Source organism: Pseudomonas sp. RIT357, from assembly GCF_000632245.1.
GTDB classification, from domain to species: domain Bacteria; phylum Pseudomonadota; class Gammaproteobacteria; order Pseudomonadales; family Pseudomonadaceae; genus Aquipseudomonas; species Aquipseudomonas sivasensis.
The window spans coordinates 1-25,824 of the sequence record NZ_JFYX01000022.1 but is presented as its reverse complement, the minus strand read 5'-3'; the positions used below and the strand labels follow the sequence as shown (position 1 = coordinate 25,824).

The window sequence follows — 25,824 nt, the reverse complement described above, 5'->3', positions numbered from 1 at the left end:
GCAGGTTGCAAAGGCGCCCATGGTCCCCGAAAACAGCCGCGCGGGCAAACCGCAATGCGCGGCTTTTTGACGCCAGAAAATAAACATTAAAAACCGCGTAAAGTCGCGTATTCAGCCGCCGATAGCCAGTTACAGACAGCTTCTTCGCACGGTTGAGGGTACGTCATGTTCAATAAAGCAGTTAAAACAGAACTGGCGGCCAGGACGGCCGAAGTCACCGAATACAAAGGACTGTTTACTGCACTCGAACGCTCCATGGCCGTGGTCGAATTTGACCTCAATGGCAAGGTGTTGAGCGCTAACGACAACTTCCTGAGGACGCTGGGTTACAGCCGTGAGCAACTGCTCGGTAAATCCCATCGTGATTTCTGCTTGCCAGCGCTGACCAGCAGCTCGGCCTATGGCCAGTTCTGGGCTGACCTCAAGGCCGGAAAGTTCGTGTCGGGTACGTTTAAGCGGGTGGACTCCCAAGGCAGGACTATCTGGCTTGAGGCCAGCTACAACCCGGTGCTGGATGAGCGTGGCCAGGTGTTGAAAGTGGTCAAGTACGCGTTGGACGTCACTGCCAAGGTTGAACAGGAAGCCGCTACGCGCAGCAAACTGACGGCGTTGGACCGGGCGATGGCCGTTATCGAATTCGATTTGAACGGGCAGGTACTGGACGCCAACGACAACTTCCAGAACGTCATGGGGTATTCGCTGGCCGAGCTCAAAGGCAAACACCACCGCCTGTTTTGTGAACCGGCCCTGATCAGCAGCCATGAGTACGCGGACTTTTGGCGGCGCTTGAACAATGGCGAATTCTTCACCGGGCAATTCAAACGCCTTGGTAAACATGGCCGGGTCGTGTGGCTCGAAGCGAGTTACAACCCGGTCTACGACGGCGACGGCAAGCTGATCAAGATCGTCAAGTTCGCCAGCGACATCACCGAACGTGTAGAGAAGTTCGAAGAAGACTCCCGTGGCGCCTCCCGTGCTTACCACATCTCGTCCGAGACCGAACGGTTTGCCGAGCACGGCACCCAGGTTATCCAGGAAACCGCCACGGAGATGCGCCGGATTGCCGAAAACATCGGCTCATCCGCGCGCCTGGTCGGGCAGTTGGGCGATCGTTCCGAGCAAATTACCGCCATCGTCAACACCATTCGTGGCATCGCCGACCAGACCAACCTGCTGGCGCTCAACGCCGCCATCGAGGCCGCAAGGGCCGGCGACCAAGGCCGTGGCTTTGCGGTGGTGGCCGATGAGGTCAGGCAACTGGCCGGGCGTACCAGTCGCTCCACAGCGGAAATCGCCGAGATGATCGGCATGATCCTCTCGGAAACCCGCGACGCGGTGACCAGCATGAACGCCACGCAGGAAGGTGCACAACGCGGCGTCCAGTTGGCGGACCAGGCGGGTTCGGTGATCTTGCAGATTCGCACCAGCACCAGCGATGCGGTGCAGGCGGTGAGTATGTTTGCGTCGAAGCTGGATGAGTCGGAGGTGATTCCCAAGACTGCCATAGGCTGGGTTGGCTAATCGCTGGCTCGCTGTTGATCTTGGTCTCAGGCTTGCTTTTGGGGCTCTTTTCCAAAAGTGAGCCGCCGTTACCTAGATAGTGGATAGGTACACCGAACGGCCGCTATCGCGGGCAAGCCAGCGCTCACGTTTTACGGCGGATTTTTGTGTGGGGGCGTCCTTGAGCGCTGGGCTTAGCTGAACTCAATGCGCCAAACCCTGCAGCGCGATCCCCATCGGAAACGGTGTCTGGCGGGTTGCTGCCTTCATTTGGTTGCGATAACCCAGCGGGCTGGTGCCCAGTTGTTTTTGGAAGGCACGCCGCATGCGCTCTTCACGGCCGAAACCAACCGTTTGCGCGATCCGCTTGATGGGTTCACTCGTGGTGGCCAACACCCGGCAGGCGGCTTCCAAGCGCAAACTCTCCACCGCCTGTGCGGGCGTATCGCCCGTGGCGGCGACATAGGCTCGCGCAAAGTGACGCGGGCTCATGCCGAATTGCTCGGCCAAGCGCTCCACGCGTAGATCACCGTTCAAGTTGCCCGCAATCCACGCATGCAAGCGCGCCAGGCGTACATCGGGATCAGTGCGCAGAGCGGTGGACTGGGCTTTGAGCGAAGCGCTCAACTGCGGTTGCTCGGCCGAGCGCCACAGGAACACGGTGAAATAGCGCGCCAAAGACAGCGCCGCGTCGGCCCCCAGATCCTGCTCGACCAGTCCCAACGCCAAGTCGATGCCTGCGGTGGCGCCGCCGCACGTCCACAGGTTGCGGTCATGCAGGTACAACGCGTCGGTCTGGCAGATGACCTTGGGGTAACGTGCCTGCAATGCTTCGGCGAACTTCCAGTGGGTCACTACGTTGCGCCCATCGAGCAAACCGGCGGCGGCCAATGCGAAGGCGCCGGTGCCGATTGAACAGAGGCGACGGATCGCCGGGGCGCGGCCGCGCAGCCAGGCGCAGGCATGCTCGTTGGCTTCCAGGGCGTCCATGCCGGGGCCGCCCGCGACGATCAGCGTATCAATGTCGGGTGCTTGTTGATCAATTTGTTCCAGTGACTGGGTGCTGGCGCTGATCCCCGACACCGAGCTGACCTGGCCTCCAAACGGTGAGGCAAGCAGCAACCGGTACGGCGCCTGTGTGGCAAACGCGCCGCCCAGCAGGCGTGGAATCGCGGCAAACACCTCCAGCGGTCCGGCGGCGTTGAGCAGCAGCAAGTCATCGAACGCTAGCACCACCACCGTGCGCTCAGCGATGTCCGACGTGGCAGTAAAGGAGGGGTGTTTGGCATGGAGCGGCACGGCGAGCCTCGACATACTGGATTCAACGCAAAGATGAGGGAAAGACAATGACGTTAAAACCGGGTGCTGCCAAGTACGCTGTACGACAACGCTTGGTCGGGCTGGTGTGCTGGGCTGCGTTGTTGATCGTACAACCGGTGTCGGCTGCGCTGCATGTGGGTGACCAAAGCGGTTTGACCCAAGCCATGCTGCACGCGGCGGGGGAGGATGCGGGGCTGTCGGGAACGCTGGTGTGGCATCCATTCACCGCAGGTACCACGCTGCTGGAAGCCCTCAGCGCCGGAGCCATCGACCTGGGTGTGGTCGGCAACGCGCCGCCGGTTTTTGCCCAGGCTGGCGGTTTTGATGTCCGCATCATTGGCGTGGCGAGCGGGGCGCAGAACAATAACGCGCTGGTGTTACCTGAGGGGACCACTGTCCAGCGAGTCGCCGATCTCAAGGGCAAACGGGTCGCCGTCGCCAAGGGCACCAGCGGGCATTACCTAATCCTGGCAGCGCTGCATCAGGCCGGGCTCACAACGCGGGACCTGAACATGATCTATGCCAGCCCCGTCGATGCACAAAACGCCTTTGCCAGTGGCCGGCTCGATGCCTGGGCAGTGTGGTATCCCTTTGTTGGCCAAGCCACTTCGCGAGGCGCGCGGGTACTGCTGGACGGCAGCGAATGGCCGGAAACCGGGCAGAATTTTACGGTGGCGAGCCTCAAGGCTCTGGCCGACCCTGAGCGTACGGCGCAGGCCGGTGACTTGCTGGCCAGGCTCGCCCGCGCCCAAGCCTGGGCCACGGCGCATCCAGATGCCTGGGCCGAGGTGTTTGCCCAGACCACGCGGCTGCCAATCGCTCTGGTGCGCGACATGCTCGCCCATCAAACCTTGCAGTACGTGCCGATTGATCCTGCCGTCATCACCTTGCAACAGCGTCTGGCGGACCTGTTCGCCGCCGAGCGGGTGATTCCCCGTGCGCTGGACGTCGGGCAAATCTTCGACCCGCGCTTCAACAGCCTTTTACCGACCCCCCACTGATTCGCTTATTTCTGACCTTGTCGACGTAGCCTCGGCAGGGATTCCTGCACCCGGAGAAATCTCATGCACAGCACCACCCTCAAACGCCAGAAGACCGGCCTTATCACTGTCGACCACGCCCGCAGCGCGGGTGGCTACACCTTGTTCGCACCGCAAACCGCCGAGGGCAATGTGTTCCTGATCGACATCGACGGCGAGGTCGTGCACCGCTGGAAGCTCCCTCAGCGCCCCGGCCGCGACGCTGTGATCCTGGGCAACGGCAACCTGGGCTACAACGGCAATCACCCGGATTCCCCGGAGCTGTTTCCCGGTTGGTCGGTGTGGCACGGCGGTGCCTTCAGCGAGGTCACCCCCCAAGGCGAGGTGGTGTGGGAATACACCGATTTGCTGCACCATCACGACGCTCAATGGCTGGACAACGGCCACCTGCTGTACACCACGGTGGAACCCTTGAGTGCGGAGTTGGCCAGCCGAGTGGTCGGCGGCATTCCCGGCAGCGAGGCGGCGGGTGGCGTGATTTATGCGGACGTGGTCAAGGAGGTTGACCGCCAAGGGCAGGTGGTCTGGGAGTGGCGCAGTTGGGAGCATTTGCGGCCCGAGGATTACCCGCTGCACGACACATTCGAGCGTTACCACTGGCCGATGACCAACGCGGTCTCGCCGGGCAGTGACGGTAAGGTCATTCTCAGTTTGCGCAGTGTCTCTTCGGTGATTGCAATCCAGCGTGGCAGTGGCGAAGTGTTGTGGCGCCTGGGGCACGATCTGGTCGCGCAACAGCATTGCCCGACTGAGCTGGAAAACTGCAATGTGCTGGTGTTCGACAACGGCATTTCACGCCCACATGTGAGCATGCCGCACTCGCGCATCCTGGAGATCGACCCGCACACGCAGCGTATCGAATGGCAGTACGCGGACACGCCGGGTTATGCCTTCTTCACGCCATTCATGGGCGGCGCCCAGCGTCTGCACAATGGCAACACGCTGGTGACCGAAGCCAACTTTGGCCGTCTGTTCGAAGTCACGCCAGCCGGCGAAGTGGTGTGGGAGTACATCAATCCGCACTTCGCCGCCTATCCCGATGCAGCCTCCCGGCGTTACCTGCCGGGAGAAAACAACGCGATCTTCCGTGCGCACCGTTACCAGCGCGAGGACATTGCCTGGCTGTGAGGGGGGAGGATTACTCTTTGACGTCCATGAACTCTTCAGCCCACGCCACGTAGTTTTCCGGGAGCGTGTAAGTGTGCGTCAGTTCGGTCGCGCTGAGATTAGAGGTGCTATGGGTTAATTGGCGCTGGGCACGCAAGCTGTCGTAAGTGGCTTTGATCGCCGCGAAATAGGCGCCATGCCCGGCAACCACCACGCGCACGCCCAGGCTCGCGAGGCGCTGGGCGTCGTTGAGCTTGGGATTGCCGTAGGTCACCAGCATCAGTGGAACGGTGAGGTTTTCTGCGATTTTTTCCAGATGCTCGAAGTCACTCACGCCCACCATGCAGATCCCATCCGCACCGGCTTTTTGATAGGCCAGGGTGCGCTCGATCACCGCTTCGGTGGGCAACACACCCGCATTGGTCCGAGCGATGATTGAGAGTTCAGGATCGACACGGGCTTCCAGGGCGGCGCGGACTTTGCCAATGCCTTCCTCGATGGAAATCAGGTCGGTGGATTTGCGCCCGAATTGCGCCGGCAGCAGGGTGTCTTCAATCGTTAATGCGGCCACGCCGGCGCGCTCAAGCTCTTCGACGGTGCGCATCACGTTGAGGGCATTGCCGTAACCGTGGTCGGCGTCGGCGATAAACGGCAGTTGAGCGACACGCCCAATGCGCGTGGCCTGCTCAACGAACTCACTCAGCGTGATCAACGCAAAATCGGGCGCCGCCAATACCTGCAACGACGCGACTGACCCTCCCAGGATACCCACCTCAAACCCCAGGTCCGCCGCGATACGGGCGGACATGGGGTCAAATACGGAAGCAGTTTCAACGCAGCTCGGCTTGGCAAGCAATTCGCGGAAGTCACGGCGCAGCGTCGAGTGAGATTTTTTGGGCATGTTCTTTCCTGGCTCTGATCGTCATGTGACGACATATGTCTATTCGTGGTCGCGCGAGATTACCATGCAGGCAGGCCGGGGATTATGACGTTTGAGCATGGGGTATGCGCCAAACAGATGTTGCACGCTGGCGTTAAAATGCGTAGGTGGCATTATTATAGAATTACGTTATGCGTTATCAGTATTTTACAGGTGGCTGGATGGGCCTCATCGTATGAGGCAGATTATTCCTGTGAACACTACCGAGACCGCACGCGCGGATCGACTTGATCTGCCTGACAAGGCATCTGGAGACGAACGTGCGTTACCTTTCAAAACTGGCGGCCGGGTTAGCCGCCGCACTGCTGAGCCTGACCGCGAACGCGCAAACGCTGGTGGTCGGCGACCAAAGCTACAACGCCCAAGCCGTCATGGAAGCGGCGGGGGTGCTGGACGATCTTCCCTATACCCTTGAATGGAAGCAATTCACCGCCGGCTCGCCAGTTGCCGAAGCGCTCAACGTCGGCAGCCTCGACATCGGCCTGCTGGGGGATGCGCCTGTGCTATTCCTGGGCGCATTGGGCGCGCCAATCAAGGTGATTGCCGTCAGTCGGCAAAATCTCGACGGCGTGGCGATTCTGGTTGCGAAGGATTCGCCGATCAAGAGTCTCGCGGACCTTGCAGGCAAGCGCGCGGCCATCTGGAAAGGCTCCTGGAGTCAGCAGTTGTTGCTGACGGCGCTGGACAAAGCCGGCGTGCAGCGCGACGCGCTGGAGTTGCGTTACCTGAGCGCGTTGGATGCCTCCCATGCGCTGGAAGGCGGCTCGGTTGACGTCATCGCGACCTGGGAACCCTATGTGACACAGCAGGAACGTCAAGGCGCGCGGGTGCTGGCCACGGCGCAAGGGCTGATTCCAGCCCAGAGTTTCATTGCCGCCAACGCCAGTGCTGTGGACGCCAAACGGGCGCCCATCAGTGACTTTCTCCAGCGCCTGAAGAAAGCACGCGACTGGGCTCGCCAAGCGCCGGCCAACACAGACGCCTATGCCGACGCGTGGGCCAAACGCACCCGCGCGGATGCTGAAATCGCCCGTGCCTGGTTTGCCCGCGCGCGCACCACCGTCGAGCCCGTAACGGCCCAATCTCCCGTCGAAGCGCAAAAGACCGTGGACTTTTTTGCCGGCCAGGGACTGGTCAAGTCTTTTCCGGCTGCCAGCTTGTTTGATGACTCGTTCGCGGCGTCTTTGCAGCCCGCCGTCGCTACTAAACAGCCGTGAACGCCTCAAGGAATCCTCTGCAAATGACCAAACGACAGCTCAAACTGGGTGCCTTGACCATGGGCAGCGGCGGTCCAGGCCGACACAACCTGTGGCTCGACCCTCAATTGCCGGTCGATGCGAGCGTCAACGTCGACTGGTATATCGACATCGCGCGCCAAGCCGAGGCGGCGCTGTTTGACTTGATATTTATCGTCGACAGCCAGTTCATTACGCCGGGCTCACCGTCCCATTACCTGAATCGACTGGAACCGCTGACGCTGTTATCGGCGCTCGCCGTGAGCACTCGACACATTGGCCTGGTGGGCACGCTCACTACCTCTTATAACTCGCCGTATAACGTCGCGCGGCGCCTGGCGTCACTGGACCTGATCAGCAAAGGCCGTGCGGGTTGGAATGTGGTCACCAGCGGCGACGCCGGCACGGCGGGCAATTACAGCCGCGACGAACATTACGACTACGACACACGCTACGGCCGCGCGGCGGAACACGTCCAGGTGGTGCAGGGGTTGTGGAACTCCTACGAGGACGATGCATTCGTGCGCGACCGGGCGACCGGCCAGTTTCTCGATCCGAGCAAACTGCATAGCCTGAATCACCAGGGCGAACACTTTTCGGTGGTCGGCCCGTTGAATATCCAACGTTCAGCGCAAGGCCAACCGGTGATCTTCCAGGCTGGTGATTCGCAGCAGGGGCGCGACCTGGGGGCTGCGACGGCGGATGTGATCTTCACCCATGCCGCCAGTATCGAGCAGGGCCAGGCTTTTTATCAGGATATAAAGGGCAGGGCGGTGCAACAGGGGCGCGACCCGGAGCAATTGCTGGTCATGCCGGGCGCTGAAATTTATGTTGGCGACACTGACGAGCACGCTCGGGAAATCGAGCAGCACTATCATCAGATCGATCACAGCTTTGAGCTCGCCCTGAAGGAGTTCGGGCGCAATTTCGGCTGGCATGATTTCAGCCAGTACGACCTCGATGCACCGTTTCCCCAGCAAAGCCTGGAGGCTGCGCGCAGCAGCTTCTTTACCGCTGCCAAACGCATTGCAGACCAAGCGCGCGAGAAAGGCTTCACGCTGCGCCAGGCCGTAGAGTTCGGCCGACAACTGCGTCCCGGTGCATTCGTGGGTACGGCTGAAACCGTCGCGCAGAAAATGGCCGAATGGTTCGAGGCGCGAGCCGTGGATGGGTTCAATATCTACATCGGGCACCCCGAGCAATTCCATCGTTTCACCCAGGAAGTCATACCGTTGTTGCAGGCGCGTGGTGTCTACCGCACCGCGTATGAAGGGACAACTTTGCGTGAAAGCCTGGGATTGGAGATCCCCCGGTTTGAGCGTCGCGGGCCGACGTTTACGGTGGACCCAGCAACCGGGTTAGAGTGGTCATCCGTTACCCGTTGATATGTGAAAAATGAAGCGTGCGTTGTTTGTTTCTCTGGATGGTCCCAAGGGCGTCGGCAAGACCACACTGTTGGAGGCCGTGACGAAAGCCCTGAGGGTCGACACCCACACAGTGATCCGACTGAGCGAGAAAAAAAGCGATCCCTACAGGGCTGAAACCATGGCCCTGGTTAATCAATTCGTTAGAAACCCCAGCAGGGAGTTGGAGCTGACGGTGTGCGAGCGATTTGCTGATAGCCGCCGGTGGATTTCCCAACAGGTGCTGCCGGAACAGCCGCCGGGCAGCATCATCCTGATGGATCGCTGGTACCCGTCAGAAGCGGCGTTTCGCCGGCTGGTGCCGTTTGCAGAGATTCTCCAGCTGAACCGTGACCGCAACGTGCAAGTGCCAGACCTGCACGTTGGGGTTGTCACCGCGCCTGAGATTTCATGGGCGCGAGCGGCAGCACGAACGCGCGGGTTGAGCAGTACGATCATGCATGCGCTGGAAGAACATGTTGCTAGCACCGAGGCGTTTGAGCAGGCGGCTGCCGATCATGACTGGGTGCTCTGCCGCAATGAAGGAACGATCGAAGAGGCAACCATGCAGGTGGTTGCTCATATCCAGAGAGTCCTTCGTGATGCTTCGCCTCTACCCAATCAGGGTTAAGGGATGCGCTATCGGATATCAGCCAGACAGTGACGATTTCCCCCAGGCATCCAGCAACAGCCTTAAAAAAATGCGCTGTCCGGCTACTTCGAATGCCATGGATTTTTAGAACCTCAAGATCTCGAATGTTGCGCGCAATCCTCCGCATTCACGGTTTTCTAAACGCACGCTCCCTCCCAAACGACTTGCGATGGACCGGACGATGGTCAGCCCCAGCCCAGCGCCTTGATCATTTCCACGACTGTAGAAACGCTCAAAAAGTCGATCACATTCTGCTTCATCAATGCCTGGCCCCTCGTCCTCAACACATAATTCGTAGTGATCCTGGTTTTTCATCAACCGCACGGTAATCACTCCCTGGGGAGGGGAAAAGTTGGCAGCATTGGTGACCAAGTTGGTCAAGGCAATATGTATGACGGCTGCATCGACCTTAACAAGGCAGACCTCTTCCATGGGTTCGAACACGAGTTCAAGCCCCTTGCTCAGCAGCCAGGGTGTCATTTGCACCAGACCGCCCCGAATCGTCGCCACTAGATCGATGCTCTGCGCCTCATGAGTTTGGGGTTGCGGTTCGATACGGGCCATGGTCAGGAGTTGATTGACCAGGCGCGTGGTGCGGTCCACACCTACGATCAGGTAATTGAGGGATTCGCGCCGATCTTCCTCACTGACGGCCTCCACGAGGTTTTCTGCGTGGACCTTGAGCACGGCGAGCGGTGTGCGCATTTCATGGGCGGCATCCGCGATAAAGCGTCGCTCACGGCCCATCACCTCCTGGATCTGTGCCAGCACACGATTCAGGGCGGCCTGCATGGGCTCCAGCTCAGTAGGCAGCGGATTCAACTGCAAGGGTTCGAGAGAACCTGAATGCCTCGCTCGCAAGGTTTCAGCCATATTGCTCAACGGTTTGAGGCCCCAGCCAATGGCCAACCAGATCACTGCGGCAAGCAGCAGGCTACCTATCAGGTTAGGTAAAACCGTATGGCGGACGATGCGATCCACCAGGTCGGCACGCACATCGTCACGCTCTCCCACCCAAATTTTCTGATTGTATTGGGCATCATCCAAGACAAATGCGCGCCAGGTTCGGTTGTTGATATCCGTGATGTCACTGAAACCCGGTTTGACCGGAGGCGAACTAAAGGACGGCGCACTGGAGGTGTGCACCAGCAACGTGCCATCCGCGTTCCACACCTGAAAAGCGATTTTGCTTTCATACGGGTGGCCATCCACTCTGGGCGCGGCGAGCCCCAATGCCTGGTTGAACGCCTCATACAGCTTTGCGTGCTCGTTGCTCGCCATTGGCATGCGCATGACGCCCTGCAGCAGACGTGCGTTCTGTGCCAGCTGAGCGTCGTATACCTCGTCGATTTCATGATTGCTGTCGTGGAGATTGACAACGGTCATGAGCAACAGCCCGAGGAACAACAGACCCAGAATCAACCTGAGCGTACGTCGCCGAATAGACGTCATGGGCGCTCTTCCACCAGGTAACCGACCCCACGGATCGTGCGGATCAGCTGGCTCGAAAACTTCTTGCGCAAGTGATGGATATGCACCTCCAGCGTGTTGCTTTCTGCCTCTTCGTTCCAGCCGTAAAGTAACTGCATCAGTTGGTCGCGCGTCATCACCCGACCCGGCGGGGAAAGCAACTCATGGAGTAACTGATACTCCTTGGGGGTCAGGGCGACCGCTTCGCCCTGATAGCTGACTTGTTGAGTTCCCGGGTTCAGGCTGATGCCTGCGTGCTCAATCAACACCTGGGCGCGGCCCGCACTGCGTCGCAGCAACGCCCTGAGGCGTGCCTTGAGTTCTGCCAGGTCGAACGGTTTGATCAAATAGTCGTCGGCACCGGCGTCGAGCCCTGCGATGCGGTCCTCTGTGGCGTCCCGAGCGGTCAGGATCAACACCGGCAGATTGGAGCCACTGTCACGCAAGCGACGCAGCACTTCGAGTCCATCCATGCGCGGCAAGCCAAGGTCGAGTACGGCCAGATCAAACGTTTCACTGAGCAGAGCATGCAAGGCGCTACTGCCATCCTGTAACCAGTCGACGGTATAGCTTTCTCGTACCAGCGCCTGGTGAATACCCTCGCCCAGAGCGACGTCATCCTCGATCAATAATATGCGCACACGGACTCCTGTCAGCCGAGTTTCTTGGTTATATCCTGCAGCAACGCTTCGATTTCCTTGCGCCGTCCAGCGTCAGCGGTTTCGCGGCCTGGCCTTGGGGCGGCCAGCAGTGCTTTTTGCAGTGCCGCGTGGGCGTCGGTATAGCGCTTTTGACGGTAGAGGTGATCACCCCAGAAGTACAGACTATCGATGCCGTTCGGGTTCAGTTGCAAGGCTTGCTTGAGTAACACCTCTGCTTTGTCCGAGTCGCCGAACCCAATGGGCCAACCCGGCACGCGATCGTACAACGCAGCAAGGCTGGTATAAGCCGAGCCTTGCAAGGCTTTGGGGTCCAGGGCGATGGCTTTTTCAAGATCGGCCTTTGCCAGCTTGACCTTGCTCAGGGCACCGAGCCCACCCTGGGCGCCGGCCCAACTGCTGGTGACAATGCCGGACCATATCCATGCCTCGGCGACTGACTGGCGTTCTTGAGTAAAGGCGTCGGCCTGCGTGGCGAGCTGTTCAAACGCAGCAGTACGCTGGTCTGCGGGCAGTTCGTATTGGATATGTGCCCAACTTTGCTGAATATTAGCGAGGCGCTGCTGGTCAGCAGCATCAAGGGCCCAGACGTTATGGCTCATAGCGCCGAGCAACAGGCCAAAGAGAATTTTTTTCATGGTTTAGGGTGCTCACTGTCGTTTTTTTCACTGAGGCGACGGACCAGAGGTAACTGTTTGCGCAAGCCTCGGTCCACCAAGTTGGGCAGCAGGCTGTTGAGGCGCACAAAAAATCGCTCTTGCCATCCGAGGTACAAGTCGCGGTGGTCGCCGGCAATTGCGCGGATCACTGCGGATGCGACGGTTTCCGGGTCGTCGACATTGGATTTGAGGGCATCATTCAACGCCTGCGCAGCCGGACTATTCATGGGGGTGCGGGTGGCCCGGGGCGCGACGTATAAAACGCCAACACGCGTGTCTGCCAGTTCTCGGCGCAAGGCTTCGGAAAATCCGCGCAACGCAAACTTGCTCGCGCAATAGCTGGCATAACCGGGATAGCCGATAGAGCCGTACGTGGAGCCAACGTTGACGACCATCGCGCTTGGGGCTTGCTTGAGCAGCGGCAGCAGGATTTTGGTCAGGCAGATCGGCGCGCTTATGTTTACCGCCAGCATTGCATTGATGTCGCTGTCCGCCAGTTGCTCAAGCATGGCGAAGTGGTTGATCCCGGCTGCGTTTATCAGCAAGTTGACCCCGCCCATGGCCTCGGCCGCCGCCAGCACCTTACGACGATCTGCCAGAAACGTGAGGTCGGCACCCACCCACAACACCTGGTTCGGATACTGATCAAGCAACGGCACCAATGACTCTCGGTTCCTCGATACCACCAACACAGAGGCGCCGCTGGCGCACAGGGCATGAGCGATCGCCAGACCGATACCGCCGCTGGCGCCGGTCAATACCGCACGGGCCTCAGACAGGCGCATGCAAACGCTCCCCGTCACGCGGCAAGCCACGAAACATGTCGGTGTAGAGGGTGTAGACGACCTTGGAGGCGTGTATAACCGCAGCCTGATCGCTCGGGTCGTCCAGTGTGTCCATCAATCGGCGATAAGTTTGCATATGTTCAATATCGAGCGAGCCATGGGAACTGAGGTAGCTGAACGCCGTTTCCGGTAACTCAAGGCGTTCGCGAATAGCGCCTGCAGCATGGGTCGCCAAGGCGATGCTGGTACCTTCAAGCACGTTGACCATACCGAACAGGCCTACTGGGTTATCCCGGGCGATGAGGTCATAGAGGAAGCTGATCATCAGCTCAATGGGCAAGGACGGACGCCCGTCACGCACTGCATCCTTGTCTCCGCCGCAGGCATGGATGTCGTTGAGTACCCATTGTTCATGGCCGTATTCGTCTTCGATGTATTCGCAGACCGCTTTGCGCAGCCACTCCAGGCGCGACGGGAGGCGTGCACCACAGGCCATCATCAACGGCACGGTGTGGCGTACGTGGTAGTAAGCCTGAGTCAGAAAGGCCCGATAGCTTTCCAGGCTGACCCTTCCCTCAAGGGCATCACGAATGACCGGAAGGTTGAACAACTCGGCCCGTTCTTTTTGCGTGGCCAGTTGCAGCGTGTCAAAAAAACTCATGATTCAGATTCCTCGGTGCGTAGGGGAGCAGTCAGTTGTGTCTGGTAAAGCTCGACAATGGCGTCGCGGCGGGGTCTGCCGTTGGCGGTCAGCAGGCCATTGGCGGGCGTGAATGGGTGGGGCAGGCGGGTCCAGTGATGGACTTGGGCGTAATGGGGCAACGCCTCGTTGGCCTCGGCAACCGCCGCCGCCAACGCCTCATCGGTGCAATCGGGTCGATGAGGCCACAACAATGCATGGTTGCTTGGCATGGCTTCGCCATACACGAAGGCTTGGGCGATGTGGCGGCGCTGTGTCAGTTCGGCCTCAACCCATTCAGGGTTCACGTTGCGCCCGAAACTGGTCACGAATTGATGTTTCTTGCGCCCCTTCAGGTAGAGGAAACCTTCATCGTCAAATTCGCCGATGTCGCCACTGGACCACCATTCATGGGCGTGAGGCGGCTCGCCCAGATAACCCAGCAAAGTAGCGCCCTTAATCAGTACTTCGCCGTCCTCGGCCAGACGCACCTCAACGTGCGGCAGCGGTTTTCCGACACTGCCTGCGCGGCGCGCCCCTGGGCTATTGAGGCACACCACCGATGCGCATTCCGACAGCCCGTAACCTTCGTAAACCGGCATGCCAACGCGTTGCGCACGGTCCAGAAGTTCGTGTGAAACGCGCGCGCCGCCCACGGCTGCAAAATGCAGCGTCTTTGGATTGAAGGCGTTCTGTTCGGCAGCAGTCACCAGCAGTAACAGCAGCTGTGGCACGAGAATCAGGCTGTCGGGGGCGCGAGAGGCCAGGCAGCCGAGCAGTCGCGGTACATCAACGCCGCTGGCGCCCTGAATACCCAAGGTTGCCTGACTGGGCAGGCTAAGGGTTGCGCCCGCATACAGCGCGGCATAACAGCCGATGTTTTCCAACAGGATCGCAAGGGGCAGAACAGCAAGGTGGTGCTGCGGATCGTTGGGCCGGCTCGCCTCATACAACTCACGCGCGACGCACACAATGCTCTCGGCGCTGAGGCACACGCCTTTGGGGGTGCCGGTAGTGCCCGACGTAAACGTCAGTTTCGCGGTGCCCTCAGGCATCAGCGATGGGCCGTGAACAGCCTTACGCCAGAATTCGCCGGTTTTCTCGAAACCCGCTGTTTGCAGTTCAGACTCCAACTCGACTTCTGCGATTAACAGTTCTGCTTGGCTTTGGTCCAGGCAATGCTTGCGCTGGGAGGGCGTGAAGAACGGTGGCAGCGTTAGGCACGTCAGCCCTTCGAACAGCGCGGCCAGATCCCATATCAGCGCCTCGACGCCGTTATCCAAAGCCAGCGCGACCACCTTGACGCTCTCGTCACGCAGGCGTTCCTGGCGATACACGATCTCGGCATACAACGTGGCGTAGTCCAGCTTCAGCTCATCGCCCCATAAAGAAATGGTGTTTGTGTTGCGCTCAGCATGGCTGCGCAGGGTTCTCTTGAAATGCTCGACTTCAGGCGACATGAGTGGCCTCCAGGAGTGACGTGGGCAAGCCCAGGCGATTGAATAACCCGATGTTGCGCAAATGGATAAAGCCCGCGCGGATATTGCCGACATGCACCCAGGGCTTGCTTTCGTAATAACTGCCCCAGCTGTGGCGGTCATCGCCGAGCCGCGCCGGGTCGGCGGCGCACAGCGTCACGGGTTTTAAACCGAGGCGATGGAAGCTGTTGACCAACCCGATATTCCCCGTGAACGCCACCCACTCAAGCCCCCCCAGGGCCAGCATGTAAGTGAGGGTGATGATGCTCAGACGCGCGCTGCCGTTGTCACTGGCAGCCAGGTTGCCCACCTCGACGATGCAGGCGCGGTCAACCGGTCGGCCGGCAGCGGCGGCGATCAGTGGATCAATCGAATCGTCTAGATAGCGTTCGAGAAAGAGGGGTTCTTCGCTGGCCAGGCGTACGCCAGCGACCGCGCACAATTCTCCGGCCGCATCGCTCATGCCAAACAGTTGCGGCATGAAATGACGAATGTCAGCACCGTGTGCCTGACGAAAGCGTTGCTGCACAAAGGTTTCGAAGTGAGGCCTTGCCGCATCGCTGGGCAGGGCCCGAGCCATACTCAGCGGTGGAGAGCCGGCTTGGCCGAAGTGGAGTGGTAATGCGATGTGCCAGTCGAAATCGGCCATTGGACAACGTCTCCCCGGTAGGTTTGGGAAGAGTATCGAGGGCATTTCTTAACGAAGTCTGAATGTGGCAAAAGCCGATGCAAACGCACCTTCAGATTACCTTAAGGCTTGATGGGCACTGTGCTGGCATTCGATTAGGTGACACGTCGGATCGTGGCCGGGCGAATGACTTGCCCGCGTTAATTATTCAAGAGGCGCATCATGACCCCAGACTCAACTGACCATCGTTACGGAAAACTGTCGATCACCTTGCACTGGTTGATGCTGGGACTGTTTGTCGGCGTGTATGCCTGTATCGAAATCAAAGGGCTTTTGCCACGGGGTAATCCGTGGAAAGCGATGTTCCTTGGGTTGCATGGGGTCTTCGGATTGAGCATTTTTGCTCTGGTCTGGATACGCCTGCTGGGTCGCCTGACACCTCGGCCACCGATAACGCCACACTTACCGGCGTGGCAGACTGGGATATCGCACCTGATGCATCTGGCCCTGTATGGCCTGATGATCGCTACGCCCGTGCTTGCCTGGTTAATGTTGTCTGCAGCAGGTAAACCGATGCCTTACTTCGGGTTCTTTTTACCCGCGCTGGTCCAGCCCGATCCAGACTTGGCCAGGCAGTTCAAACATTGGCATGAGCTGCTCGGTAGCAGCGGCTATTGGCTGATCGGTTTGCATGCGGCTGCAGGGCTGTTTCATCACTACTGGGTGCGGGACAACACCCTGACGCGGATGCTACCGAAACGTTAGTGTTCTGGGGCTTGAGCGCTTATCGACTTAACGGTTGCCGCACTACTCAATAAAGGGTTGAGTCAGTCTTTAATTTCCGTCGTGGGCGCTGAGGTCCGTTTCAGGGATTGGCTTGCACAGCGGCATGAACCAGCGCGTCCGTCTTGCCAAAGAGCGCGTTGCCATTCTGTGATGGGTTCACTTGACGATAGTTGCCATAAACGATGCGCACGCCCTTAAGTAGGGTGATCGCTGATACAGCGATTACGCGGCGGTGCTCACCATTGTCGGCGAGTATTTCACTTCCCAGAATGAAATAGATGGCTTCGTCGTCCGCCTTTAGAACCTGGGTGCCCATCATCCTGAAGTCCGCTCCGGTTACTAAGCTATTGAGTCGAATCTGGGCGTCAGCATTCGTGCGCGAGAAGAGGGTTGGATCTTTAGACATTGCACTTCCAAGTGTGCGGACAAACTCCTTACGGCTCACGCCCTCCATGGGCCGCAGTTGACCATCACGGTCCAGGATGACGCCCAACACCACCCAGTCGGATGAGCTCACTAACTCGGACGGTGCGTTTTTTCTCCACTCTGCCACCTCTTCGCACCTCAAAAACAACGCCAAAATGCTGCTCGACGGCCCAGTGGCCTTGGCTGTCAGTTCAACGAACTTTTGCTCTCCGGGCGTTTCGCCAATCTTGCAGTAGCCTTGAGGCGAAGGCAGCTCAATCGATCTGCCGCCCACTGTGTATTGCTCAGAGTGGGCATCAGTCGCTGCAGTGAGCGCGATTGCGATGCTCGCGAATCGCACGAATAAAAGAAGGCGAACGTTTAGGCGAATGGTCACTTGTTTCTATCCCTGATTGTGGCCTCCGATGAATGTAGCAGAGCGTGACAAGAAGAAACCATTCCCCCAAGTCACGCACATTCCCGTTATTGAGGCTCTGCTAGAAGCGCCACTCTTCGGCCCGAACCAGCCGGCAGAACGGCCCATCAAGGGTTGCATTGTGATGAGCAACGATGTCCTTAGCGCTCATCACTGGCGTGTCTGAACAGGTATGACCTTCGGCAACGAGTACCGCATCGAAGCCAAGATCACGAGCAGCACGGCAGGTGCTGTCGACGCAGTATTGAGTTTTCATGCCGGTGATGACCACACCAGTAACTCCGCGAGACCGCAAATTGTCCGCCAGCTCAGTCATTTCAAAGGCGTTGGGCCGCCGCTTTTCGAATACCACCTCTGTACCCACCAGGTTGAGTTCCTGCGCAAGCATCGTCAACGGACTGTCGGGGCCGATGGGCGATCCAGCGGGCCCGACGTGGCGCGCGAGAAAAATCGGAGCGCCAGCGCTGCGGGCTTTGTCCATCAGACTATTCACTGTTTCCAATAACGCTTCGCCGCGCCATGGTTTTTCCGGGCCGTGAACAAGCCCGACTTGGATATCGAGTATCAATAGGGCGTACATGGGTGCATCTCCTTGCGTATGAACCAGCGACACAAGGGCATAAAAAAAGGCCCTGTCCATCGCTGGCGGGCCTTTGAAGTTCGTAGGCTATTGGCTCACGACACCTCGCACGCTCCGCATACAGCGGTCGTGGTGGTGGTAGTCGAGGTGAGGCAATAGTGAGTCATGGATCGACACTAACAATCTCGCGGCGAGCTGACAAGCCAGGATCCCAGGCTGAGTGCGTTTGGCCGACTAGACAGTGCAAGTCTGCGGCCATCTGATGCTTGACGTGCCATGGTCGTTACTCACAGGCCGACAACCACGTGCAGGAAGATCGGTTCAGTTCAAGGCGGAAATTGGCGCTAAGGAGGAGGGCAGTCACCTGCCATTAAAGGAACGCGAAATTGCAGCAGCTGCTCTGATTCGCATACGGCCCTGTGCGCGGCCCTGTCGGTCGGCCCCTGGAGATTCAAGGTTCACTTCCTGTCTACCAAGGAAGGCGTTCTCCGTTATAGGCAAAGAAATTACCGCTGTCAGCAGGCCCTAAGCGGTCAATCAGAGATAACAGCTCATGCGCCGCAATGTTTGCCGGCCTGGCTTCAGAGGCACCTCGAAAGGGGTGTGACAGGCCTGAAATAACCGTGCCGGGATGAAGACTTAACAAGCGCGTCTGAGGCCGGGTTCGTACCAGCTCGATGGCGGCCGTTTTAATCATCATGTTCAGTGCCGCCTTGGAGGCGCGATAGGCGTACCAGCCACCCAAACGGTTATCACCGATGCTACCCACCTTGGCAGAGAGCATCGCCATCGCGCCTCGTGGGTCAAGCAAGGGCAAAAAGTGACGCAAAACCAGCGCAGGCCCGATGGTGTTGACCTGGAATATCGTCTGGAGCGTATCCGCTTCAATAGCGGAGTAGCTCTTTTCAGGTTTGATTTCGTCGCGATGGAGCAAACCGGCAGCATGCAAAATTAATTGGTAGGGGGCTTCTTGAGCTAATTCGGAGGCCGCGCTGGCAATACTGTCGGCCTCTTCCAGATCGAGGCATGGAACACTGTTACGCCCCAGCTCACGCACATACGCGCAACTTGGATCCTGATTGAGCAACTCACAAAAAGCCGAGCCGATCGCTCCACTGGCACCTATCACGAGGGCACGATAGCCCTCACCAAGCGAGTTCATCTTGAAGGGACTGTTCATCTAGGCGCTCCCGCGGTCTGGTTCGCTTTGTTGGTGTTAACCCATTCGTCCAATCAGCTGTAGAAACTCCTGACGCGACGCGGACGACTCGCGAAAGGCTCCCAGCATCACCGAAGATGTCATCACCGAGTTTTGCTTCTCCACGCCTCGCATCATCATGCACATGTGCTTAGCCTCAATGACCACTGCCACGCCGGCCGCATCGGTGATGTGCTGAATGGCGTCAGCAATTTGTTTTGTGAGGTTTTCCTGGATCTGTAAGCGGCGGGCGAACATATCGACCACTCGGGCCACTTTCGACAGGCCCAATACCCTTCCAGTAGGGATGTATGCCACATGAGCCTTGCCGATGAAGGGCAGCATGTGATGCTCACACAATGAATACAGTTCGATGTCGCGCACGATGACCATTTCATCGTTTTGCGATTCGAACAATGCGCCATTGATCACTTCTTCCAGGCTCATTGTGTAGCCATTGCACAGGTACTGCATTGCTTTGGCTGCGCGCTTGGGGGTATCCAGCAGTCCTTCACGCTCAGGGTTCTCGCCTACGCCGACGAGAATTTCACGGTAGTGTTCGGCTAATGATGGGCTCATCTTGATTCCTCGCAGCCATGCTGCGGTTTAAGTGTCGGCAATCCATGGCGGTAGGAACGTATCTGCTGCGCAAGATCTGACGCAGATGGCACGGGGTTCGACAGATCAGATCAGCCATGCCCCACCTTCTTCGTCGGGACCATGACAACGCAAAGCGTTCTAGGTCTGCTTTTTTTTCAAAATGGCCTGCTTGTCTGATGCGGGTTTTGACGCCGGCACCGCGCACTGCTGATCGACACAGCGGCGGCCACCCTCTGGATGAGGTAACCACGCCAAATGGGGACGTAAACGGCAGAAAAGGCGATAACCGAATTCAAACAGCGGGCGCAATGCACGCCACGTCAGTGGCGTGGCCCAAAAACCTAAGCCAGCCGCTCGCCAACTCCACAGAGTGGCATCCAGGCCGGTCACCCAGCGGCCATCAGCGAAACGAGCGTGCAGCGAGGACTGCATGTGCGCGAACGTCAACCCAAGTGCCTCGGCATCAAATGCACCGCTGCTGATGTCCACAAAAAGCAGTCGATCCGTTACGGCGCGTCCTCGCAGGAACTTGATTTCTCGCGCGCACAGAGGGCATTCACCGTCAAAATACAGCGTCAACGGCCACTTCATTTTCTTGTACATCGTAATGGACCTTGTATAGGTTTATACAAGATAGGCTGAAAGAAACGGGCTGACAATGGGCACTGTGTTGTAGCTGCGTGATGGGCACGCCCAGTGTTGTGAAGGGATCGTCCGCCCCTTCGGCATCAAGCTTCCAGAGGGAGGGCCACAGCTAAGTGTCGTTGCGGAGAAGGGAGGAGGGGGCAGGCGTAAATTGTTTCATGTAGCTTGAGTACAAGAGGGCCTGTGACGGCCCTTTTTTGGTCAACGTTTGCTGCGCCGGCAGCGCTCCGAGCAATAACGGACTTCGTCCCAGCAGCGCGCCCATTTCTTCCTCCAAGTGAAGGGAAGACCACAGATCACGCAGGTTTTTACGGGAAGCTCACTCTTTTTCACGGATATTACTACCGGCTGGTGCGATCAATAGATCTCGTGGATAACCCGCCAAGATCGTGGCCCTGGTGCGAGTAAGGCTCCCTATGGCCGTGAGACTTCCGTTTCTCATCAATCCTTGCTCGGTACTCCCGGCACATCCATGTTGATCTTGCGCCAAAAGGCTTCAGAGAAGCTGTACACCGAGAAGGCAATCAGCCCCAAGGCCATCACCATCAAAATCAACCAACCAGCAGGTAGATTTTGGAGCGCATCCAGCGATTCCTTCATACCAGGTGGATCCATGGCTTGATAAGTGGAACCACTGATGGCCAGTAACAACGCAATTTCTAAAAACACAACTCCACGGGCGATTAGTCCGAATCGTGATACCGGTCGGACGTATCGCATGACGTCTTCATCGGCCTCAAAATATCTCTCGAATGACGCTTTCCATCCCTTGATGATGTGAGCAATACCAACCCCAAGCGGAACGAGTGCGATCAGGTATACCAACACATTCGAGTGATCCCATGACAAGAGATGCGCTAACCAGTCTTTGGTTTGCCCTCCAGAATCGCCCGAGCTTTTAATACCGCTAATGAGTAGGCCCAACGCAAAAAACGCTAGAGCGCCGTTGAACATACCTCCCGCGAACAGACCAGCGCGAATCACCAACCCTTTGAATTTCTTGCCATGATGATCGACATCGCGTGTAGCTTGCAGGATGCGCCACGCCGCAAATGCGAGGAGGCCAGCCACCACAAGGCCAACTAGAAAATAGCCAAAGGGTTGGCTTAGCAGTGCTTCCAGGCTTTTGTGGCTGTCCTTCGGTTTCGTCGAATCTTGTGCTGCCAGCAGTGCGAAGATACCGATGATCAAATAAAGCAATCCCCGAGCGGCGTAGCCTCCCCGAGCGAGTATTACCAGGCTATGTTGCGCGGACATTCGATGTATTCCTGAGATCTGATACAAGAGCAGACCCCTATCGCTGGGTGGGGTTCTATTACCAAGTCGAAGGGTGAAGTGATTTAAAAATCCCCAACGCCGGCCGCAGTCGAGATTGCCTCGCCCACGCGGGTCTTTTGGGCCTACAGTTTTGAGAGTCACTCACTGTAAGGAATACATACGTCCGGCATTTGCTGTTGACTTCCGGCAATGTGCATCCCTCAACGAAAGCTGGGGCAAGGGATGGGAAGGGTGCTTCGATCGGTTTTCCTGCACGCCATTGGCGGCAGCGTCCATCGGCCAGGCTACCTTGTTGCGCATGGCCGGGATTCTTCGAAATCGCATGGCCGTTGCCCCATTGATACAAGAGCCCAAGCGTCAGTTGCAGAATGAAAAAAACCGAGCACTTACGGCGCTTTGATCAACTGTTGGCCGACAGCCCTGACTTTCTGGTTCCTTGTACGTGTGCCCAGTTCAGAACGCCGAATACCCTGGTGAGTTTAGAAGGCGCCCGAGGTGTGTGGTTTTGACGTAGCAAGCCCCAGAAGCTTTGCTCAAGATTCTAGCTACGTGCCAACCAGGCAAAATATCGTTGGCAGTACCAGACGCTGACAAATGGACGGCTGGAAGCGGTGACAGCCTGCAGCTTGGCGATCACATCAGCATTATTTGGAAATTGACTGATGCCTGATGGACGCCATTCAACAATTGGGAAAGGGACAGTAGACGTTGAGGGATATATGGCCGATGAGCATCTCTACGTAATATCCTGTTTAACATAATATACATTATGCGAACCGTCATATACGGGCCTGGGGGGCTCTGGTGGTTAGATTTGAAGCCTACTTGACCAACGATCATCGCCTCGACACTACGCAGCTCTCTTGACGATAATGGTTCGGCGATGCCAACGCTTCTACCATTCCTAGAGAATAATCATCATGGACGACAAGCAAGATACTTCAGCTGAAAGCACCGAAAAACCTAAAGCAAGGATGCCTGATCAGTTCAGTATCCAAAGTCGCGGATTTACCGACGTAGAAACGGCGACACGCCTGGGAAAAATCGTTGGCGAGGTCATACGCGCAATAGCTCATAAATTCGACCTGAGGGGGCTGGACGGAATAACGCTGGCTGTAGATTACAATCAGGCTTTGCTGGACCTAGATCGAGGGTACGAAACGAACTACAAGCTGAAGCCTACTAACTCGCACGTGATCGGCGTTGCAATGACTCCCAGCGTTTTAAGAGATGGGAGTTTAAAGTCGCATATCGTTCTAAACGCAGCTCACATTGCACCTCTTCTTGATCCTGACGATGCTGAAGGTCGCGATCATGCGATTCATGTTTTGGCCCATGAATGCGGGCATGTCCAAGTCACAAATGCTTTCGACCAATGCTTCCCAAACGTTCTCCTAAGGCCTAGCTATGGGTCAATACAGGAACAGATTCAGTGGCAAGTGATCCTTGCGGTATGGGACGAATTTGCAGTCACGTCAATTTCAGCTGGTATTGGAGAAAGCCAGACTGAGTCGTACGAAAATACGTTTATCAATGATTTAGCTCAAGCTGACGACCGCTCCAACAGACTTCTCTTGAATTACCAAGAGCATGGCTCAGTCGATCGAATTCTAGGTGAGATATACGGCTGCTACGGCGACCTCCTAAAATTCGCTGCTTACCACCTAGGCAACCTCGATGGCTTGGGAGTTCGCTGGCAGGACTCGCAAAAAACGGCGTCAATTCTCAAGGATCATTGGTTTTTGCCATATTTTGAGCGTTTAAACGATGCCTGTATCGAAATTGCGAAGAGCTATGGCCAGTGGGAAAACAAGGACAGCTTCACGCTCATTGCAGACATAGTTGATGAGCTGGTGGAACGAGCTGGATTGTTGATAGAGCCGATGGATGATGGTCGTCTTTGGGTCAATATTCCATATACTCCTGAAACAGATCCCCTCCTCTGTAAATAACCAAAAATAATAACTCAACTAAACATCTATTTAGTTGAGTTATATATGAATCATTCCAACGCTACCCCTGTTAGAGCTGAAAACGGTCCACAGATTGCGACAGTTTGCCTGCTAGATTGGCCAGTTCATCCGTAGTTGAGGCAGTTTGCCCGATCACGCGGCTGTTGTTTTCCGACATGCCAGCGATCATCTCCACCTGATGGGAGATTTCATTGCTGGCCAGGCTTTGTTCCCCGATGGTGCGCGAAATGTCGTTCACCAACTCCGTGGTGTTCAACGTGGCCTGCAGAATCTCGCGGATTGCCCGTTCTACTTCTGCGGTCACCGCCATGCCTTTATCCACTTGAGTGACGCCCTCCTCCATGCTGGTCACCGCTTCCCGAGTATTTTGCTGGATGCGTCCGACCATGCTGGCAATTTCCTGGGTCGAAGCGCTGGTGCGACCCGCCAGGCTGCGCACTTCATCGGCGACCACCGCAAATCCCCTGCCTTGTTCTCCCGCGCGGGCAGCCTCAATCGCGGCGTTGAGGGCCAATAAGTTGGTCTGGTCGGCGATGCCTTTGATGACTTGGATAATGCTGAAAATCGCCTCGGACTCCTTGTCCAGCGTGCGGATCACCTGAGCCGATTGCTGGGCTGAACGGGCAATACCGTCCATGTCCTTGACCACTTGGTGAATGACGCGACCGCCGTCCTTGGCCAAGGCTTCAGCCTGATTGGCCATGTCCAGGGCGCGGCCGGCGTGCCGGGTGATTTCTTCGATGCTCGCCGTCATTTCACTCGCAGCAGCGGCCATGGTGCTGGCGGCCGCGCTTTGCTGCTGGCTGCTGCCGGCGACTTCATGGCAGCCGTGGCTCAGTTGCTCGCTCATGCCATTGACGCCATGAGCGTTGCTGCGCACCACTTCGATCATGCCGCGCAAGTCGCGCTGCATGGTGGCAAGGCTAAGAATCAGCGCGCCTGCTTCATCATTGCGCTTAGGTTCGACAATCGGCTCGCTCAAGTTGCCCCTGGCGATACTCGCCGCAATGCGGCTGGCGGTCTGCAGCGGCCCCATGATGCTCAGGATGACCCAGCGGCCCTGAGCCAACAGCAGCAATACGCTGGCAATCAAAACCGTGCCCAGTGTGAAGTTCGCATTACTGATTGCGTGCTGAGTGCTAGCGCCGGTCTGCTGGGTATTGGTTTCGATCAGCTCACTCAGCGCCGCCATTTGGTCTTCCAGACGGCTGAACGCAGTGTTGAAACTCTCCAGTTCTGCGCGAGCGGCTTCGGGATTTTCCAACGCCAGCGCGACGATACGTTCGCCGGCGCTTATATAGGTATCGAGGCTGGGTTTGATTTTTTCCAGACTGGCTTTAAGGCTGTCATCCAGGGGCAACTTGAGATTGTCCCCCAGCACCTCCCGGAAGTGCTCTGAATGTTCCTTGATCGAACTCGTCACCTCGGCCTTGGTACTGGCGCTTTTCCCCAAGCCCACCAACATGGCCGACAACACGTCGGCGCGCAGGGCGTCGTGCATCATGTCGGCTTCCATGTGGTTGCGCAGTACCGTCATGGCGACCTCATTGGCCTGCACAGCCTCGCCCATCCGCGTGTTGCCCAGGTAACTGGCCAGGCTCATGACCAGGGCGGTAAGCAACCCGGTCGCTATCAACAGCATCAAGCGTAGTTTGATCGTCATGCGGGTATCCCCATACCTTGGCCGCGGGTTGGGAACCCAACCTCTATTAACGTTATCGGCAGCAGTCACTGGTTAGTGAAGCCTAAGTTTGCGGATCTGCGAGGATCCCTTAAGCTGACCATCCTTTGCTCCGCCCGGAAATGCCCATGTCTCGAAGTATTGCCCACTTGGCCCTGCTCCTGGGGTTGATCACGGCCGTTGGCCCGTTCGCCATCGACATCTACCTGCCTGCGCTGCCAACCCTTGGCGCGAGCCTGCACGCCTCGCCGGCCGCCGTACAGATGAGCCTGACCGTGTTCTTTGTGATCGTGGGGGTATGCCAGCTGTTCTACGGCCCCATCAGCGATGTATTCGGACGCAAACCGCCGATTTATGCCGGACTGCTGATTTTTGCCATAGGCAGTATCGGCTGCGCCCTGGCGCCGACCATTGAAGTGCTGATTGGATTTCGTGCCCTGCAAGCATTTGGTGCGTGCGCCGGCATGGTGATCCCTCGGGCTATCGTTCGCGATCTGTACACCGGCCATGAAGCCGCGCGGCTGATGTCATTGCTGATGCTGGTGATGAGTGTCTCGCCAATTCTTGCCCCGCTGGCTGGCAGTGTGGTGATTGCGCTCTGGAGTTGGCGCGAAGTGTTCGCCGTGCTGGCGGTGGTGGCCGTGTTGTGCCTGGTGATGACGGCCGTGCAATTGCCCGAAACCCACC

26 protein-coding genes and 1 pseudogene are annotated in these 25,824 nt (G+C 57.7%); 9 read left to right on the top strand and 18 right to left on the bottom strand.

The window, feature by feature from the left end; translation table 11 throughout:
• Positions 1 to 165 precede the first annotated feature (165 nt).
• A complete protein-coding gene (locus BW43_RS29455; protein ID WP_032887356.1) occupies positions 166 to 1,521 on the top strand; it encodes a PAS domain-containing methyl-accepting chemotaxis protein in 1,356 nt (451 codons plus the stop codon).
• A gap of 183 nt (positions 1,522 to 1,704) precedes the next feature.
• Here the strand turns inward: BW43_RS29455 and BW43_RS12715 are convergent, their stop codons facing one another.
• The gene (locus BW43_RS12715) at positions 1,705 to 2,814 is read right to left on the bottom strand and encodes a GlxA family transcriptional regulator (protein ID WP_032887353.1); all 1,110 of its coding nucleotides are present in this window, start codon (positions 2,812 to 2,814) and stop codon (positions 1,705 to 1,707) included.
• A 32-nt stretch (positions 2,815 to 2,846) separates the two neighbouring features.
• Between BW43_RS12715 and BW43_RS12720 the strand changes: the two genes are divergently transcribed.
• Entirely contained in the window at positions 2,847 to 3,821 is a 975-nt protein-coding gene (locus BW43_RS12720) for an ABC transporter substrate-binding protein (RefSeq protein ID WP_032887350.1), read from the top strand.
• 63 nt (positions 3,822 to 3,884) lie between these two features.
• Positions 3,885 to 4,988, top strand: coding sequence for an aryl-sulfate sulfotransferase (locus BW43_RS12725; RefSeq protein WP_032887348.1), 1,104 nt, complete (start codon positions 3,885 to 3,887; stop codon positions 4,986 to 4,988).
• A 10-nt stretch (positions 4,989 to 4,998) separates the two neighbouring features.
• On the opposite strand, the gene BW43_RS12730 is transcribed toward BW43_RS12725, so the two are convergent.
• Positions 4,999 to 5,868, bottom strand: a complete 870-nt coding sequence (locus tag BW43_RS12730; protein WP_032887345.1) for an oxaloacetate decarboxylase — start codon at positions 5,866 to 5,868, stop codon at positions 4,999 to 5,001.
• A 299-nt stretch (positions 5,869 to 6,167) separates the two neighbouring features.
• Between BW43_RS12730 and BW43_RS12735 the strand changes: the two genes are divergently transcribed.
• The 3 genes from BW43_RS12735 to BW43_RS12745 are packed head-to-tail and all read left to right on the top strand — an operon-like array spanning position 6,168 to position 9,176.
• Complete coding sequence (locus tag BW43_RS12735; protein ID WP_032887343.1) at positions 6,168 to 7,124, top strand: ABC transporter substrate-binding protein; 957 nt, start codon at positions 6,168 to 6,170, stop codon at positions 7,122 to 7,124.
• Positions 7,125 to 7,147: 23 nt separating this feature from the next.
• Positions 7,148 to 8,527 (top strand): LLM class flavin-dependent oxidoreductase, encoded by a 1,380-nt coding sequence (locus tag BW43_RS12740; RefSeq protein ID WP_050442840.1) that lies wholly within the window; start codon positions 7,148 to 7,150, stop codon positions 8,525 to 8,527.
• Between the two features lie 10 nt (positions 8,528 to 8,537).
• A complete protein-coding gene (locus tag BW43_RS12745; RefSeq protein ID WP_032887341.1) occupies positions 8,538 to 9,176 on the top strand; it encodes a dTMP kinase in 639 nt (212 codons plus the stop codon).
• A 105-nt stretch (positions 9,177 to 9,281) separates the two neighbouring features.
• Here BW43_RS12745 and BW43_RS12750 read toward each other — a convergent pair whose 3' ends face one another.
• The 7 genes from BW43_RS12750 to BW43_RS12780 are packed head-to-tail and all read right to left on the bottom strand — an operon-like array spanning position 9,282 to position 15,576.
• A complete protein-coding gene (locus BW43_RS12750) occupies positions 9,282 to 10,649 on the bottom strand; it encodes an ATP-binding protein (RefSeq protein WP_032887339.1) in 1,368 nt (455 codons plus the stop codon).
• Positions 10,646 to 11,308 (bottom strand): response regulator, encoded by a 663-nt coding sequence (locus BW43_RS12755; protein ID WP_032887337.1) that lies wholly within the window; start codon positions 11,306 to 11,308, stop codon positions 10,646 to 10,648. The genes BW43_RS12750 and BW43_RS12755 overlap by 4 nt, the downstream gene beginning before the upstream one ends.
• Positions 11,309 to 11,319: 11 nt before the next feature.
• The gene (locus tag BW43_RS12760) at positions 11,320 to 11,964 is read right to left on the bottom strand and encodes a tetratricopeptide repeat protein (RefSeq protein WP_032887335.1); all 645 of its coding nucleotides are present in this window, start codon (positions 11,962 to 11,964) and stop codon (positions 11,320 to 11,322) included.
• Positions 11,961 to 12,770, bottom strand: coding sequence for an SDR family oxidoreductase (locus BW43_RS12765; RefSeq protein ID WP_032887333.1), 810 nt, complete (start codon positions 12,768 to 12,770; stop codon positions 11,961 to 11,963). Before BW43_RS12765 ends, BW43_RS12760 begins: the two co-directional genes overlap by 4 nt.
• Positions 12,757 to 13,431, bottom strand: a complete 675-nt coding sequence (locus BW43_RS12770; RefSeq protein WP_032887331.1) for a TenA family transcriptional regulator — start codon at positions 13,429 to 13,431, stop codon at positions 12,757 to 12,759. Before BW43_RS12770 ends, BW43_RS12765 begins: the two co-directional genes overlap by 14 nt.
• The gene (locus BW43_RS12775) at positions 13,428 to 14,909 is read right to left on the bottom strand and encodes an AMP-binding protein (RefSeq protein ID WP_032887328.1); all 1,482 of its coding nucleotides are present in this window, start codon (positions 14,907 to 14,909) and stop codon (positions 13,428 to 13,430) included. The genes BW43_RS12770 and BW43_RS12775 overlap by 4 nt, the downstream gene beginning before the upstream one ends.
• Positions 14,899 to 15,576, bottom strand: a complete 678-nt coding sequence (locus BW43_RS12780; RefSeq protein ID WP_032887326.1) for a thermostable hemolysin — start codon at positions 15,574 to 15,576, stop codon at positions 14,899 to 14,901. The genes BW43_RS12775 and BW43_RS12780 overlap by 11 nt, the downstream gene beginning before the upstream one ends.
• A gap of 201 nt (positions 15,577 to 15,777) precedes the next feature.
• On the opposite strand from BW43_RS12780, the gene BW43_RS12785 reads away from it, so the two are divergent.
• On the top strand, positions 15,778 to 16,320 hold the full coding sequence (locus BW43_RS12785; RefSeq protein ID WP_032887324.1) for a cytochrome b: 543 nt from the start codon (positions 15,778 to 15,780) through the stop codon (positions 16,318 to 16,320).
• 100 nt (positions 16,321 to 16,420) lie between these two features.
• Here BW43_RS12785 and BW43_RS12790 read toward each other — a convergent pair whose 3' ends face one another.
• The 7 genes from BW43_RS12790 to BW43_RS12815 form a co-directional block, all read right to left on the bottom strand.
• Entirely contained in the window at positions 16,421 to 17,143 is a 723-nt protein-coding gene (locus BW43_RS12790) for a hypothetical protein (RefSeq protein ID WP_032887322.1), read from the bottom strand.
• Between the two features lie 100 nt (positions 17,144 to 17,243).
• Positions 17,244 to 17,762: a cysteine hydrolase family protein gene (locus BW43_RS12795; protein WP_032887319.1), complete on the bottom strand. Its 519-nt coding sequence runs from the start codon at positions 17,760 to 17,762 to the stop codon at positions 17,244 to 17,246.
• Between the two features lie 469 nt (positions 17,763 to 18,231).
• A complete protein-coding gene (locus tag BW43_RS12800) occupies positions 18,232 to 18,942 on the bottom strand; it encodes an SDR family oxidoreductase (protein WP_032887316.1) in 711 nt (236 codons plus the stop codon).
• Between the two features lie 36 nt (positions 18,943 to 18,978).
• The gene (folE, locus tag BW43_RS12805) at positions 18,979 to 19,539 is read right to left on the bottom strand and encodes a GTP cyclohydrolase I FolE (RefSeq protein ID WP_032887313.1); all 561 of its coding nucleotides are present in this window, start codon (positions 19,537 to 19,539) and stop codon (positions 18,979 to 18,981) included.
• Positions 19,540 to 19,698: 159 nt separating this feature from the next.
• Positions 19,699 to 20,163 (bottom strand): thiol-disulfide oxidoreductase DCC family protein, encoded by a 465-nt coding sequence (locus BW43_RS12810; RefSeq protein ID WP_032887311.1) that lies wholly within the window; start codon positions 20,161 to 20,163, stop codon positions 19,699 to 19,701.
• Between the two features lie 243 nt (positions 20,164 to 20,406).
• Positions 20,407 to 20,538: a DUF2256 domain-containing protein gene (locus tag BW43_RS28375; protein WP_081797726.1), complete on the bottom strand. Its 132-nt coding sequence runs from the start codon at positions 20,536 to 20,538 to the stop codon at positions 20,407 to 20,409.
• Positions 20,539 to 20,646: 108 nt separating this feature from the next.
• A complete protein-coding gene (locus BW43_RS12815; RefSeq protein ID WP_032887308.1) occupies positions 20,647 to 21,462 on the bottom strand; it encodes a DUF1206 domain-containing protein in 816 nt (271 codons plus the stop codon).
• 941 nt (positions 21,463 to 22,403) lie between these two features.
• Here BW43_RS12815 and BW43_RS12820 point away from each other — a divergent pair.
• Positions 22,404 to 23,435: a hypothetical protein gene (locus BW43_RS12820; protein ID WP_050442839.1), complete on the top strand. Its 1,032-nt coding sequence runs from the start codon at positions 22,404 to 22,406 to the stop codon at positions 23,433 to 23,435.
• 70 nt (positions 23,436 to 23,505) lie between these two features.
• On the opposite strand, the gene BW43_RS29600 is transcribed toward BW43_RS12820, so the two are convergent.
• Entirely contained in the window at positions 23,506 to 24,231 is a 726-nt protein-coding gene (locus BW43_RS29600) for a methyl-accepting chemotaxis protein (protein ID WP_371260729.1), read from the bottom strand.
• Between the two features lie 132 nt (positions 24,232 to 24,363).
• Positions 24,364 to 25,119: pseudogene (locus BW43_RS29595) on the bottom strand (MCP four helix bundle domain-containing protein); the annotation flags it as partial.
• 146 nt (positions 25,120 to 25,265) lie between these two features.
• On the opposite strand from BW43_RS29595, the gene BW43_RS0127530 reads away from it, so the two are divergent.
• The coding region (locus BW43_RS0127530) for a Bcr/CflA family efflux MFS transporter (RefSeq protein WP_032887402.1) at positions 25,266 to 25,824 on the top strand (559 nt) is incomplete at its 3' end.

Excerpts from the sequence above, each read along its gene's own strand:
- BW43_RS12715 (WP_032887353.1), bottom strand. The coding sequence starts at position 2,814 with ATGTCGAGGCTCGCCGTGCCGCTCCATGCCAAACACCCCTCCTTTACT.
- BW43_RS12780 (WP_032887326.1), bottom strand. The coding sequence starts at position 15,576 with ATGGCCGATTTCGACTGGCACATCGCATTACCACTCCACTTCGGCCAA.
- folE (WP_032887313.1), bottom strand. The coding sequence starts at position 19,539 with ATGAGCCCATCATTAGCCGAACACTACCGTGAAATTCTCGTCGGCGTA.
- BW43_RS12740 (WP_050442840.1), top strand. The coding sequence starts at position 7,148 with ATGACCAAACGACAGCTCAAACTGGGTGCCTTGACCATGGGCAGCGGC.
- BW43_RS12785 (WP_032887324.1), top strand. The coding sequence starts at position 15,778 with ATGACCCCAGACTCAACTGACCATCGTTACGGAAAACTGTCGATCACC.
- BW43_RS12760 (WP_032887335.1), bottom strand. The coding sequence starts at position 11,964 with ATGAAAAAAATTCTCTTTGGCCTGTTGCTCGGCGCTATGAGCCATAAC.
- BW43_RS12750 (WP_032887339.1), bottom strand. The coding sequence starts at position 10,649 with ATGACGTCTATTCGGCGACGTACGCTCAGGTTGATTCTGGGTCTGTTG.
- BW43_RS12720 (WP_032887350.1), top strand. The coding sequence starts at position 2,847 with ATGACGTTAAAACCGGGTGCTGCCAAGTACGCTGTACGACAACGCTTG.
- BW43_RS12725 (WP_032887348.1), top strand. The coding sequence starts at position 3,885 with ATGCACAGCACCACCCTCAAACGCCAGAAGACCGGCCTTATCACTGTC.
- BW43_RS12745 (WP_032887341.1), top strand. The coding sequence starts at position 8,538 with ATGAAGCGTGCGTTGTTTGTTTCTCTGGATGGTCCCAAGGGCGTCGGC.
- BW43_RS12800 (WP_032887316.1), bottom strand. The coding sequence starts at position 18,942 with ATGAACAGTCCCTTCAAGATGAACTCGCTTGGTGAGGGCTATCGTGCC.
- BW43_RS12820 (WP_050442839.1), top strand. The coding sequence starts at position 22,404 with ATGGACGACAAGCAAGATACTTCAGCTGAAAGCACCGAAAAACCTAAA.
- BW43_RS12765 (WP_032887333.1), bottom strand. The coding sequence starts at position 12,770 with ATGCGCCTGTCTGAGGCCCGTGCGGTATTGACCGGCGCCAGCGGCGGT.
- BW43_RS12730 (WP_032887345.1), bottom strand. The coding sequence starts at position 5,868 with ATGCCCAAAAAATCTCACTCGACGCTGCGCCGTGACTTCCGCGAATTG.
- BW43_RS12815 (WP_032887308.1), bottom strand. The coding sequence starts at position 21,462 with ATGTCCGCGCAACATAGCCTGGTAATACTCGCTCGGGGAGGCTACGCC.
- BW43_RS12810 (WP_032887311.1), bottom strand. The coding sequence starts at position 20,163 with ATGTACAAGAAAATGAAGTGGCCGTTGACGCTGTATTTTGACGGTGAA.
- BW43_RS12770 (WP_032887331.1), bottom strand. The coding sequence starts at position 13,431 with ATGAGTTTTTTTGACACGCTGCAACTGGCCACGCAAAAAGAACGGGCC.
- BW43_RS29455 (WP_032887356.1), top strand. The coding sequence starts at position 166 with ATGTTCAATAAAGCAGTTAAAACAGAACTGGCGGCCAGGACGGCCGAA.
- BW43_RS12795 (WP_032887319.1), bottom strand. The coding sequence starts at position 17,762 with ATGTACGCCCTATTGATACTCGATATCCAAGTCGGGCTTGTTCACGGC.
- BW43_RS12775 (WP_032887328.1), bottom strand. The coding sequence starts at position 14,909 with ATGTCGCCTGAAGTCGAGCATTTCAAGAGAACCCTGCGCAGCCATGCT.
- BW43_RS29600 (WP_371260729.1), bottom strand. The coding sequence starts at position 24,231 with ATGGCCGCTGCTGCGAGTGAAATGACGGCGAGCATCGAAGAAATCACC.